Genomic DNA, 12,888 nt, shown 5'->3' on the forward strand with positions numbered 1-12,888 from the left:
ATGTAATGACCGTACTGACCGGAAAAATGACCATGCAGGAATTGATTGAAAAATTAAAGGAGATAGGACGCTCTAAATAGGGCTTGCTGAACGAATCCGATTATGGCTTGTATCTGATTTGTCAGCAAGCTCTACCTCAATATCATAGGAGAATGCATCTGCGAAAATGCTTTATTCTGTCCTCTCTGTATGTTGAATCAGCTTTAGAGTGCAAAGTTTTTCCTGCATTTTTTATAAAACCCTTGCATTTAAAGTTCGGCCAAAGCTGTCAGTATCCTTACCAAGTCTAGGACTTTTGCTTATTCAGCAAGCCCTAAATAGAGCTTATTCGCTTAAAAGTCTGCCTGTATCATGTTTTTTTATAGAAAACAAGGGGAAATACACACCTTAAAACAGCTTAGAAAGCAAAATAAAGGAATATAAGCAGTTTTGCCTTTCCCCTTGTTTTGAAATAGAGGGGTTTATAAAATTAGTTTTGCGTTTTCACATTATTTTTTTTAAACAACTTAATAATCAATGAAACTATTATCGAAACAATAAAGGATGTAGCAAAAAGATTAAAAATTTCTGTCCCGGTAACATTAACTAATACAAATTGAGTACTAAATAAAAACAAAGTAATAATGAATGTAATAACAAAACTCTTAGAAATAAAGAACTTTTTCAAAATAACACACCTCTTAACGAATTGTAGTATGTTTTGAAACTTTTCCCTTGGCATTTGAAGATAAATACACTTTAAAATATTTATCTTGAATTACTAATCCTACACCTTTAACTTCGAAGCCGTAATGAAAATTCCCTCTTCCGTATACTTCCGCATAGTTGCTCCCTTTTGTATAGGTACCTTTGTGCCAACCAGATACTTGCCATATTGATAATGTCCCTCTTGTATACCAAGCATCATTTAAATGAGGTTTAACTTTTGAGCCATTATAAGAGAAATAACCCTTGACTCCAAGTTTGAATAACGTTAAACCAACCCAGCTTTTAGCTGTATACCTATGTGTAACTGTTTTTGTATTTTTGTATCTAGAAGCAGCTAATCTCATTACCCCATTTTTATTTGTATTAGGCAATGTTAACGTTTCTTCAGTACTTTCAATAAAATAAACAGGACTGTTTGTAAAAATGACTGAAACATTATCATTTACTTTTTTTTCAACAAAATTACCCTTATCAACATTTTCATCAATATATTTGTCTATGTTTATTGCATTATTTTCTGATGTTCCTTCACTATATTCAATATTAGGTAAGCCCGTGTTATCAAAAGAAGAGGTAATCTTTTTATCAACGTTATTGTCTTTATAAAAATCCGAAACTACTTTCTCTACTTCACCATCTGTTTTTGGATTAGCTGTTTTTAAATACGATGTTAACTTATTTTGAAGTTCAGATGCTGTCTTTATTGAATCCTTTTCAGTTGTTGCTGCTTTTGTGGATAAACTTCCTAATGAAAAACAAAACAAGAGCTTTTTGCGATGTTAACAATTTTTCTTTCAATGCAAATAGAACACCACCAGAAATATAATATTGTCAGATAAATATATGCCCATTTTCACTATAAAGTCAATTTTACACGCTTAAAAAATGTACTGTTATCAGATAATTGTTGAAAAAATATAGAAATGTATCTAAAAAAAGGCGCACGAATCCAATGATCCACAAGCGCTTTTTTTGAAATTGATTTCCTTTATGTGGATAAGTTAAGAAACGAGGCTTCTCATTTTTTCAGCCTGGTTCTCTTTGATCCGGCCTAAGGCCATGGCTAACATGACACAGAGTGCCAGTCCACAACGCAGCTTCATTTTAGCCATTCCCCGAATTGTATGAAGTTCAAAGCCGAAAGAAGTATCAAGCCGGCTGTTCACGCGCTCTACAGCTGTACGTCTGTTGTATTCTTTTTTCCACTTATAGCTCGATCGATCAATGGGTGTAAAAATACGCCTGTCTTCAGATAATGAGATACGGAGCCCTTGTGCCACGGGGCATTGAGCCTTGCCTTCACATGTCACTCCCATTTGTTTCGCCGGGCAAAGTTTTTTTAGTTTCTGGCGGTCTTTCTCAAATCCCCCGTTGCACATTTCCCGTTGTTTACCTGTTTCAGGGCATACGCAGGATACGGTTCCTTTGTAGTTATAAACGACGTTTTCCTTTCCCGGGAGTAATCGTGTTTTGTCGGGGTCTTTCCACATATTGCGAATATCAATGATGGGCTTAATCTTATACGTATCCCAGAGTTTCGTAATCAGCTTCGTGTCATCATAACCCCGGTCTCCCGCCATCGTTTCCGCTGTTTTCAGAAGCTTTGGCTGCTTTTCTTCCATTTGCTCTAAGAGTTTATGCCCTTCCGTAATGTCTGACTCAGACGCTTTTGTAACCTTGAATGTTACCGGTAACTCGTAGGTTGCATCCACCACCAGATGCAGTTTGTAGCCAAACCATTTCACAACTTTTTGCCATGGGTTGCCTTCTTTTGTCACACCACTGTAAACCTTCTGGCTATGATTTGCATCCAGATCCCGGCGGCCATCCTTGGTTTCATGCTTGTTCGGATGTTTAGAAAACGATGAGATCGCCTTGCTGTCGATTGCCAAGCGTTTACCAAAATCCGGCAACCGTTCCAGGAGCTGTTCTACCAAAGTCTCAAACATTTTATCCATCATTTCTTCGTCACGGATTAGGGATTTTAGAAAGCGCGTATAGGCATATGAAGTTGGAACCTGCCCTTCAAAGCCACACATCTCCCTTAATTGGCCATTACGGGAGAGTTCACGGCGTAATTTCTCAATGCTTTCATGTTGAAATACAATGCCTGCCAAGATAGAATTCCACATGGCACGAACGGGGTAGTCATTACGGCCCTTCCCCCTTTTCTTTTCAAGGCTTTGCATGAACGCTTCATCAGGCATGTAGTCCAGTACAAGGCGAAGACGGTCTAAATCTCCAAGAATCTCAATTTCTTTCCATGTAAACAGACTCATTTGTGGTATAATAGCCATACAGGTGAACCTCCCAGTGTTAACTCCCAGTGTTAAGATGTTAGTCCTAAAACTATTTTAACCTACTGGGGAAACGGGTTCACCTGTTTTTGTTTCAGTGGGGTGGAATTTTTGTCCACTCCTTATTTTTTTATCATTTTTGCTTGTTTCCCCCTCTTTTTAGGGGGAAAATTTTTTTATCCTTTTTTCAAACCCTTGGGCTACAAGGAGTCTGTAACATCGCAATTACCTCAAACAAAGAAAAAATTAAAACCACTGCTAAAATTCTTTTCAATTTTATTCCCCCTATACTTAGTTTATTCCCCCTATACTTAGTTACACGCTTACATACATATTCTAGCATAAATATCTTAAATTTTCACCATATTTTGGGAAGCATTTCTCACTCCTTTCTTGATAAAAGTTACTTTTATTAACCCTGCAACCCCAAGGATTTCCCCGGACCGGACCGAAAAATTGATGTCCTTGAATTTTTGCCGGCTGGAAAAATGGCGGACTTCTAAAATCGTATTTCCTTGGCGGCTGTTCTTTGTGGAAATTGCTCTTCTAAATCACGGCCCACCATTTTTCTAACGACTTCCTGATAACCGGTATCTTTCGTCCGTTTTGTATCGACTGTTTTACCATCCCGCATCACTGTAATCCTGTCGCTGATTTGAAAAATTTCATCCATTCTGTGAGAAATATAGACAATCGAAACATGATTCTTTTTCAGTGATTCGATGACAGAAAATAAAGATTGAATCTCACGGTCGGTTAAAGCAGCCGTTGGTTCATCCATAATCATGACTTCAGCATCTGTAAGCAAGGCTTTCGCAATTTCAATCATTTGTTGTTCGCCTACCGAACAGGCACCGGCCAGCCGGTCAAATGGCAAAGAAATGTTTAAACGATCGAATACGCCTTTTGCTAGCGCTTTCATTTCCTTCGTTTTTAAAACACCAAAGGGACGTGTTATTTCTCTTCCAATATATAAATTTTCAAGGACAGTCATTTCCGGCCAAATATTTAATTCCTGATGGATAAATGCAATGCCGGCCTGTTCCGCCTCTTTTGGATTTTGAAAAAATGTTTCTTTGCCATTCATAATAATTTTGCCTTTATCTTTTTGATGGAGGCCTGTTAAAATATTCATTAAAGTTGATTTTCCAGCACCATTTTCCCCCATTAATGCATGGACCTCGCCGGGCAACAGCGAAAAATTTACCCCTTCAAGCACCTTATTGGCACCAAAAGATTTATAGATGTCATGCATTTCAATTTGCATCGGGTTCCCTCCCTTTATTTCTGGCATCCTTTACTTTGTTCTAAAACAGCTGCATTCTTAGAAAAAGACACCCGCCTGTAAAATGCAATTTGAATAAGCCGTCATTTCCCCGGTACGGATAACCGCTTTTGCTTTTTCTGTCATTTTTTTGAAATCCTCATGTGGAACGAATTCTATCAAATTCGGAAATTGTTCATTTAAAAACGCCAGCTGGCCCGGGTTTCCGTCTTTCACTTCTTCTGCCGCAATGGCTTTTTCTATCACCATGTCATCACAGACAGCCTTGACCACACTTTTAAACGAAGGGGTTCCCGGAGTTAATGCAAGGTCAATTTTTGGCACGCCTTTAGGAACCGGCAGCCCGGCATCGGCAATCACAAGCCAATCTGTATGTCCCAGGTCTGCCAAGACTTTTGTAATCGAGCTGTTCAGCATTCCGTGCTTTTTCATCATTCTTTCCTCCCGTCTACTTCTTCGCGGGTGGGCATGCCGCCCTGTGCCCCGAATTTTGTCACCGACAACGAGGCAGCACGGTTTGCAAACAAAAGCGCTTCTTTTATTTCTTTCCCTTCTGCAACGGCCACTGCAAATGCGGCATTAAAAGTATCACCGGCGCCGGTGGTATCCACTGTTTTAACCGGAAAACTTGGCACGACAATCTCTTCTCTTCCGTCATAAAATCTTGCCCCGTTCTTCCCTTCTGTAATGATTAACCGGTTTGGATGTCGTTTTAGCGCTTCGGACCTGCCTATCCCGTTGAAAAGGACATTGCACTCATGCTCATTTGGCGTCAAGTATGCCGTTTTTTCAAGAATCGCTGGGGAAATTTTTCGCGCCGGCGCAGGGTTTAACAAGAGCGGAATCTGGTTTTTTTCGCAAAGTTTCGCGACATATTCAACTGTTTCGTACGGGATTTCCTGCTGGATTAAGACAATAGAAGAGCCTTCAAACGCTTCTTTTGCCTTTTTCACATAATCCGGTGTGACAAAATCGTTTGCTCCTTTGACAAAAATAATACTGTTGTCCCCTTCCGCCAACGTAATATGCGCGGTGCCGGAACCGCAATGTGTAACCGGTTCCACATATTGTACAGAAACATGATTTTGACGCAAATTTTCAATTAAGGCCGTGCCATACGCATCATCCCCAACACAGCCAACCATGTTTACCTTTGCCCCAAGCCTTGCCGCAGCAACGGCCTGATTTGCTCCCTTTCCTCCTGGCACCGTCTTAAATGAGTGCCCCAAAATGGTTTCTCCTGCCTGTGGCCTTCTGTCAGCCGTCACGACAAGATCCATTGAGATGCTTCCGACCACTGTAATTTGCACCATTTTATCCGCCTGCCTTTCTTGTTGTTTCCCTGTCTTTAAATGCAATCGGGAGTTTGATCTTCTTTTTCAAATTTGTCTGTTGATGCATACAATCTAGCAAAAGTTTGGCAGCTTCCATTCCCATCTCATAAGCCGGCTGATGAATGGTAGAAAGCGCAGGGTATACAAGCTGGCTGATGGGAATATCGTCAAAGCCGATGATTTGCAGTTCATCGGGAATTTTTTTCCCTCTTGCCAATGCCTCCCGCAAGACAGCTGCAGCCACCATATCATTGGCTGCAATGATTCCATCTGTATCCGGGTAACAGTCAAACAGCTGCTTTGCTGTTTCAAGGGCATGATGATACGAAAACGCGGTGTTCAATACTTGAAACCTTGCACTGGACCGGCCAAGTTCAGTTAACGCCGCCAAAAACCTTTCCTGGGCAGTGCGCAAATGATGCGGTCCTCTCATCAGTGTGATATTGCGGCTTCCCCGTTCGAGCAAAATTTGCGCAGCCAATTTTCCCCCAGCTTCCTGATCCGCGCAAACGGAAGGAAAGTCATCCTGAATTCGGTCTAGCAATACAACAGGAATGTCCAAACCGGCCCACTGTGAGATGTCATCGCTTGATGTACTGATAATCCCCATCACATTATGCTGTGAAAAGGCTTCTATATAATTCACTTCCTTCTCACGGCTTTCATCACTATTGCCAATCATGACATGGTACCCTTCTTCCTGGAAGAAATCCTCCACGCCCCTGGCAATCTCGGGGAAAAAAGGGTTTGTAATATCCGGGATAACAAGACCGATCAGCTTCGATTGATGGTGATAAAGTGAACGGGCCACTTCGTTTGGTTTGTACGCTAATTTCCGGATGGCAGCCTCAACTGCCTTCCGGGTATTTTCATTGACATATCCCTTTCCGTTCAGCACGCGGGATACCGTCGCCACCGACACACCCGCTTCACTTGCCACATCTCTGATCGTTGCCAAATGCCTCACCTTTCCTGTGTAACCGGTTACAGACAGTATAATAGATCGCGCGAAAAAATTCAACCCATTTATTGAACCGAACCACAATGGAATTTTCTTTGTTTCAAGAACTGCTTCTATAAGCGCCGGCCCGACTTTTGAAAAAATGCACGGGGGCTTAAGCTCCGGACATGGAAAAGTAACGGGTGCCTCCCGCAAGAAACAGCCCGTTTTACATGATAACTGATTTTTATACCCGCGGGCAAAATAGGAATTCGGCAAATCTAAGACAACTTCTTTTTCATCTAAACCTGGAAGCCTGACTCCCATCTTACGAATGCTCCAATTGCTGTTTTATTTTTTCCACTTCCGGCCGGCTCAGTCCGGTTTTTTCCACAATGAATTGAAGATCCATACCTTCCTGCAACATTTTGATGGCAGTTGGAATCGTTTGTAACAATTCTTCTCTTCCTTCCTTTTTTCCCTTCCTATACCCGCGGTCAAAGTAAGAATTCAGCAGCTTTATTACTTGTTCTGCTTCGTCACAAACCGGGCTCAATGCTTTCCCCCCTCTATCTGCCTTTTGATTTTCAGGATCTCCTCTTCACTCAAGCCGGATGCTTGGGCAATGATCTTCAAATCCACTTGATTTTTTAACAAGTTGGCAATAAATCTTTTTAACTTTTCTTCACCTTCTTCTTTTCCCTTCCTATACCCGCGGTCAAAGTAAGAATTCGGCAGCTTTATTACTTGTTCTGCTTCGTCACAAACCGGGCTCAATGCTTTCCCCCCTCTATCTGCCTTTTGATTTTCAGGATCTCCTCTTCACTCAAGCCGGATGCTTGGGCAATGATCTTCAAATCCACTTGATTTTTTAACAAGTTGGCAATAAATCTTTTTAACTTTTCTTCACCTTCTTCTCTTCCTTCTTCTCTTCCTTCTTCCCTTCCTTCTTCTTTTCCCTTCCTATACCCGCGGTCAAAGTAAGAATTCGGCAGCTTCAATACTTGCTCTGCTTCATCCGGATCCAGCATTTTAATGTTTTCCATTACTTCCGCCTCCTCTTTTTCATTCAGTTTTAAATAAAAATCAAAGAAACCATATAACAGCCTCATTTTTGCAGGGTCGAGTTCCATCCGGGCCAGCATCCGCAGAAACTCCAGTTTGACCTGCACCCGCTCTTTTTTTGTATACCCCATTTTACTCAGCAATGCTGCGGCAACGGGATTGTTGCTCCGGATATAATCTCTCCAGTTTTTCTTAATCAGATGAATGGATAAATAGTGAAAACGAAGAATTTCGATGTTGTGGAAGGCAAAGGTGTACGTATCGGGGGTCTCTGTTTTCTCCTCATAACTGAATACGGCAATCGGCAATACTGGTTTCCGGTGCCTGAGGCTGATCATCATGTAATAGCGAAATAGTCGCTCAGGAAAAAGTTTCTGGTAATACGACTGGGGCTCTACATGGATGAGAATCACGGTGTCTTTGCCTTTTACCTTCGTCTCGGCAAGGATGTCAACCCGTTTTTGTTCGCCGCCCGGAAAGTCCGTAAACTGTTCCTGCGACAAAAACCTCACCCGGCGGTAGTCAAGATCCGCTGACACATCCGGGAAGAACGCTTCCATAAATTCCTTAAAAAAGTTTTGGATCAGCTCCTTAAACAAACGGTCATGCACGTTGTAACCGGCCTGTTTTTCCATTACCAGTTCCAATGGCAAATCGCTCACTCCTTTTCTTATTTTTCAGTTTTATTTTATAGGACAAACGTCCGTTTTTCAATACCTACGTCTAATTCGGAACATTTGCCATCAACGAATTGACAAATTTGGCGGACAACCTGTACGCGCTCAACGTGCTTTGCCCTTTTAAATACTTTTCTTATCAGGATATTGTAAACGGAGACGGCCATAACCCCCTTAACGCTCTCCTTGTACTGCTGCTGATTGCCGCCTTTTCCGCCTGCACTTATTGTTTTACCGGAAACGGGACTTAAATATGTGATATATAGCGGGAAATTCTTGCTTTACGGCATTCTGCCATTTACAATCCGTGAAAAAAGCGCCTGCCGACCCGGGCGGTGACAGGCGCACATTTTCATTTTTTTCGAAATGCTGTGATCAAGGCAACCAGTGACAGCACAACCGATACGATTGACAAGATAAGCGGCAGGGTGTTGGATGAAGAGCCGGATGTTTTGCCACTGTTGGTTGTTGTATCATGGGTTTGGGCTTGGCCGGTATCCGATCCCTTCACTATTTTTGTGATCGAATGAGGGTTGTCGCCGTTTTTGTCCTGCGTCCACTCGACAATGCTGCCGTCTTTGTAATATTGGTACGCGTCCCAGGCGATTTCGGTCTCATGATCCGGGTTTGCGGCAACAATTGTAAACTGCTGGAACTGGCCCGGTAAAATGCCTTTTCCATCAGCCTTAAAAGTAAAATTCTTGGTTTTTCCGTCTGATCCTTTTTCAGCCGAATAGGTCCACCCCGGCACCGGCTCATACGATTCAATTTCGACGCCCTTTGGTGTTTTAATGGTGACTTTGGTCGTTGGAATATTTTTTTCTGTCGGCACTTTAATCGTATAGGTTTCCCATGCGCCGGTTGTGGATGTGGCCGGGCTCACGGTTACGTGGGCACTTGCTGCACCTGCAAACAGAAATAAACCGAAAAATGCCGGCAGCACGACTCTGGCAAACTTTTTCAACATTCTTCATTTTCTCCTTTCATTGGAACCGCTTTTTGAACTCCGTCTTTCCCCTCAATCAGGCTGGCTGCCAACATGAACAGAGAAATCCGTGTCAATGGTATTCAAGTCTTTTTTCAAAACGTGGACATGCACATTCCAGTGGCCTGCCATATTGAAATCCATACCTTTTGCGCGGTAGTAACCGTCTTTGACTTTTTTCAATACTTTCGACTCGCTGCCCATTTCCATTTCAAGCGAAGTAAAAGTTAATGTCACTTGCTCGATGTGCCCAATCGGACGTCCATTGCGGTCTTTCAGCGACAATGTAAATGTATTTTCCCCTATCACATTCGGAGTGGCCGAAAATGTCACTTCTTGTTGATGGACAGTTTTGGTTTCTTTGAACGGCCCGGGTTCCGCCATTGCAGTCGGCAAGTTCGTCAAAATGACAGAGAGGACGAGCACGGCAAGCCCTGTTGCCAGTTCACCCCAAACGGAGGCAAAAAGCCCTTTTTTCCTGCTCCGCCTTCCGTTCCAAAAATTCAACGCGGCAAGCATGACCATAACGAGAAGCAAAAGGATTTTAGCAGACAGCACTTTCCCATAATAGGTCGTTGCGAGTGACCGCAAGTTTGGCACATAGGTAATGCTGCCCGAAACGCCTGTCACAGCGAGCACAACGACAAGGGCAATGCCCCATTTTGAAAATGCTCTGATCATCCGGAAGTAAAGCGGCTTTGTATCCTCATGCCTCGCCAATGGCATAAAAACGGCGAACATGGCCAGGCTGCCAATCCAGATTTCTGCCGAAAGCAAATGGAGAAAATCCAGCGCCACCTGCCATACGGGATGCGGGGCTGAAGCAGCATGGCCAATCAACGCTTTGGTGAGCACCCATCCAAGCGCGGGAACGAGTGCTGCAAAAAACAAAGCAGGGTTTTTCGTTTTTGAATGAAAAAATGCCAAAGCAGCCAGGCATAGCAACAGAGCAATCTGTATCAGCCATATATGCCCAAAAGCTGTATGTACGATAAAGCTTTTTAATATGCCGGCATGGAGCACATGGCGCCATGAAGCCGTCAGTTCAATGGACGCTGTTAAAGGCAAGCTTAATAAAGTGCCCACGGCCAGGAACAAAGTACCCATTTGCAGCATCTTGCCGGCCGCTTTCTTCATATATTGATGGTGGCCGTACTCCCGCGGAACAATGAGCAGAGAAAAGAAAAGCATACCGGCAATACAAGCAAAACTGGCATATTGCAGCCAGCGGATCAAAATCAAGTCTATTTTTGGTGTGTACCCCGTTTCCGTTCCGGGAGTGGATGGTTGCTTCGCCTGATGCCCGGATCCAACTTGAAAAGGGATAACGCCTTGGACAGGGTGCCCGTCACCGGAAACCGCTTTCCATTGGATTTGATATGTACCTTTTGGCAAGTTTGTGCGCAAGCCGCATTCCAAAATAGTTCCATTGCGAAAGTTGATCCTTCCGTCTTTTCGGTCCACCCGCTTCCCATCCTCATCAAATACCTGAATGGAATAATTTACGGGCTGGATTTTCTCATCAAATTGGATTGTCACGTTTTTCGGCGGTGCTTTCCATACTTCATTTTCAGAAGGGCTGGATTTTACGATGTACGCATGCGCAGACGCCATGGAAGGAAAAAGCAGCACCCCGAACAAGAGTAAAGCGGCAAATAAAACGTACTTTCTGGTCTTCAAATGAACCTCCCTCCCTTCAAAATGAGATACGCGCTATTTTCCCGCGATCAAATCCATAATGTACTTGGAAAAATGCAATGGGTGATGGAGGGCCGCTCCCTGAGGGCAGCCACTATAGCTTAATATATGATTTCACGATTTACAAATGAGAAGGATTTTCAACAAGTGTTTGTGAAAAAATACCTGTCACTTCCCGCAATCCGCCGCGTTTAATCCGGCATTTTACGGGGAGTGGCAGGCACCGTAACAGTAAATGCTGTTTAGGGTTTGCTTTTTACGGGGTGAAGGGATGGGGCCCTTTCGGATCATTTGTCAATGCCTGTAATGATTAGCCCTTTTTTACAAGATTCACCAATATTCCCTTGTTTTTAAACTTCGGGTATGCGATCAGCCGGTTCAGATCTTTTACGGTTAATGCAGAAGGCGGGATGGCGAGTTCATATTCGCCCCGCAACTGATATACGAGTGACAGCGCATATTCCGTTTGTTTCGGTGTCAGTGAATCATCTTCCGCACTGGCATTTTCATAGGAAATTTGTCGCAGCCGGTATAGTATAATGAGTAAAAAAGATGGTTTGGAAGGAATTGGAATGGTCGTTACGATTCCTGAGTCAATCAGGTCTTCCGCAACAGCGGGAGAGCGCTGTTGTTCCGTGCGCTGAAACCATCCGGAAAGCACGGTTAGAAAGGAACGGTTTTGTTGAATAGCAGATCAGCCAATAAGCATTGCTGGGCGCAAAAGCAGGAAAAAAATCGATGTGCAAAAACGGCGGGACACTTTATGTTGCCCGCCGTTTTGGATGGCAATACGATGGAAATCCCCCGCCAGATTTGGCGGTTGCCGCGCATTTCAGGCTCCGGCCCGTTTTCCAAAAGCGAAGTGCTAGTCCATGTTTAATATCCCGTTTTGCGGAATCTCAATTTGGAAATGGGTTCCTTCCGCTGAACTTTCAACGATCCGGATATTGCCGAGATGCTCAATGATAATCTTTTTCACATAAGGCAAGCCTAATCCCATTCCTTCAGGTTTCAATGACAAAAAAGGGTTAAAAACACTTTCCCAGTGTTCCCGCCCAATCCCTGTGCCAGTATCTTTAAAATGGATCATAATCATTTCCTGGTCCACTTCAATCCGGATCGCAATCCTTTTGTCCTTTCTATCTTCGGGCATCGCCTCTATGCTATTCTTAATAAGATTGATAAAAACTTGTTTCAAATTTGCTTTATTTACGTACACATCAAGGGAATGATAACAATTCAGCAGTTCAACTTCGATATGATGTTCTGTTAAAATGGCTTGGGAAAACGCAAGAGACTCCCTGATGATCGATTCCAGATTTTCTTTCTTAAAAGTGGTGGAAGATGATTTCAAATAGGTCTTGTAGTTATCTACTAAGTCATCTAAATGCTCAGAAGTTTTTTCTATCATATTCAAATAAGCTTTATCTTTTTTATCCATACCAGCGCTTGCATTTAACATTTGGGAAAAGCCCTTAATGATTTGATTCGCATTTTTCACTTCATGAATCAGACTTCCGGCTAAGTTGCCGGTGTAGTCCAATTTCATCTGCCTTTTCATTATTTCATAATAGTTTGCCTTTATATTTGCGCCTAATTTTATGAACTCCATGACGATCAAGGTTGAGAAAATGATAACCCCGATACTGCTGGAAATACCACCGGTTCCAGGAGAAAAGTTTAAAAAACCGAATATGTATAAAAGCAGGGAATACAGGCTAAACCTGGCCAGGAATCTTTTGATATTTTGGTTTACCATTCCTTTGGTCATCATGAATATAAGGATTAAAAACAGTAAGAAGCTGCCCATATGTAAAATATATAGCCAGATCAGCGGCCCGTATTCAGGAAATAAAAAGAGGGTATTTGCCCCATTTTTATTCGCCATATACAAGCCTT

At 42.8% G+C, this 12,888-nt stretch carries 12 protein-coding genes and 1 pseudogene; all 13 read right to left on the reverse strand.

From position 1 onward, the window contains the following. Nucleotides 1–680: 680 nt before the first annotated feature. The 13 genes and pseudogenes from NST20_RS13810 to NST20_RS13870 all read right to left on the reverse strand — a co-directional run bounded on the left by NST20_RS13810 (nt 681) and on the right by NST20_RS13870 (nt 12,877). A complete protein-coding gene (locus tag NST20_RS13810; RefSeq protein ID WP_342399680.1) occupies nt 681–1,472 on the reverse strand; it encodes a hypothetical protein in 792 nt (263 codons plus the stop codon). Between the two features lie 237 nt (nt 1,473–1,709). Next, nucleotides 1,710–3,005: a transposase gene (locus NST20_RS13815; protein ID WP_118500524.1), complete on the reverse strand. Its 1,296-nt coding sequence runs from the start codon at nt 3,003–3,005 to the stop codon at nt 1,710–1,712. A 410-nt stretch (nt 3,006–3,415) separates the two neighbouring features. Beyond that, nucleotides 3,416–4,272 (reverse strand): annotated as a pseudogene (locus NST20_RS13820) (sugar ABC transporter ATP-binding protein); the annotation flags it as partial. 57 nt (nt 4,273–4,329) lie between these two features. Further along, nucleotides 4,330–4,722: a D-ribose pyranase gene (rbsD, locus tag NST20_RS13825; RefSeq protein ID WP_041819467.1), complete on the reverse strand. Its 393-nt coding sequence runs from the start codon at nt 4,720–4,722 to the stop codon at nt 4,330–4,332. Next, nucleotides 4,722–5,603: a ribokinase gene (rbsK, locus tag NST20_RS13830; RefSeq protein ID WP_340702990.1), complete on the reverse strand. Its 882-nt coding sequence runs from the start codon at nt 5,601–5,603 to the stop codon at nt 4,722–4,724. The genes rbsD and rbsK overlap by 1 nt, the downstream gene beginning before the upstream one ends. A gap of 1 nt (nt 5,604) precedes the next feature. Beyond that, nucleotides 5,605–6,582: a LacI family DNA-binding transcriptional regulator gene (locus NST20_RS13835; RefSeq protein WP_265114748.1), complete on the reverse strand. Its 978-nt coding sequence runs from the start codon at nt 6,580–6,582 to the stop codon at nt 5,605–5,607. A 310-nt stretch (nt 6,583–6,892) separates the two neighbouring features. After that, nucleotides 6,893–7,120, reverse strand: coding sequence for a hypothetical protein (locus NST20_RS13840; protein ID WP_017552542.1), 228 nt, complete (start codon nt 7,118–7,120; stop codon nt 6,893–6,895). Next, nucleotides 7,117–7,341, reverse strand: coding sequence for a hypothetical protein (locus NST20_RS13845; RefSeq protein ID WP_342399681.1), 225 nt, complete (start codon nt 7,339–7,341; stop codon nt 7,117–7,119). The genes NST20_RS13840 and NST20_RS13845 overlap by 4 nt, the downstream gene beginning before the upstream one ends. Beyond that, entirely contained in the window at nt 7,338–8,276 is a 939-nt protein-coding gene (locus tag NST20_RS13850; protein ID WP_035189731.1) for an Rpn family recombination-promoting nuclease/putative transposase, read from the reverse strand. Before NST20_RS13850 ends, NST20_RS13845 begins: the two co-directional genes overlap by 4 nt. A gap of 382 nt (nt 8,277–8,658) precedes the next feature. Beyond that, the gene (locus NST20_RS13855) at nt 8,659–9,273 is read right to left on the reverse strand and encodes a DUF1775 domain-containing protein (protein ID WP_029143092.1); all 615 of its coding nucleotides are present in this window, start codon (nt 9,271–9,273) and stop codon (nt 8,659–8,661) included. A 51-nt stretch (nt 9,274–9,324) separates the two neighbouring features. Further along, the gene (locus NST20_RS13860) at nt 9,325–10,971 is read right to left on the reverse strand and encodes a copper resistance protein CopC (protein WP_342399682.1); all 1,647 of its coding nucleotides are present in this window, start codon (nt 10,969–10,971) and stop codon (nt 9,325–9,327) included. A gap of 328 nt (nt 10,972–11,299) precedes the next feature. After that, nucleotides 11,300–11,650, reverse strand: coding sequence for a hypothetical protein (locus NST20_RS13865; protein ID WP_342399683.1), 351 nt, complete (start codon nt 11,648–11,650; stop codon nt 11,300–11,302). Between the two features lie 204 nt (nt 11,651–11,854). Next, on the reverse strand, nt 11,855–12,877 hold the full coding sequence (locus NST20_RS13870; RefSeq protein WP_342399684.1) for a HAMP domain-containing sensor histidine kinase: 1,023 nt from the start codon (nt 12,875–12,877) through the stop codon (nt 11,855–11,857). Between the last annotated feature and the right edge of the window lie 11 nt (nt 12,878–12,888).

Source organism: Weizmannia sp. FSL W8-0676, assembly GCF_038593015.1.
In the GTDB taxonomy this organism is placed as follows: Bacteria; Bacillota; Bacilli; order Bacillales; family Bacillaceae_C; genus Weizmannia; species Weizmannia coagulans.

What these genes read in the sequence shown, in the direction of transcription:
- NST20_RS13815 (WP_118500524.1), bottom strand. Translation starts at nt 3,005, where the DNA reads ATGGCTATTATACCACAAATGAGTCTGTTTACATGGAAAGAAATTGAG.
- rbsD (WP_041819467.1), bottom strand. Translation starts at nt 4,722, where the DNA reads ATGAAAAAGCACGGAATGCTGAACAGCTCGATTACAAAAGTCTTGGCA.
- rbsK (WP_340702990.1), bottom strand. Translation starts at nt 5,603, where the DNA reads ATGGTGCAAATTACAGTGGTCGGAAGCATCTCAATGGATCTTGTCGTG.
- NST20_RS13855 (WP_029143092.1), bottom strand. Translation starts at nt 9,273, where the DNA reads ATGTTGAAAAAGTTTGCCAGAGTCGTGCTGCCGGCATTTTTCGGTTTA.
- NST20_RS13870 (WP_342399684.1), bottom strand. Translation starts at nt 12,877, where the DNA reads ATGGCGAATAAAAATGGGGCAAATACCCTCTTTTTATTTCCTGAATAC.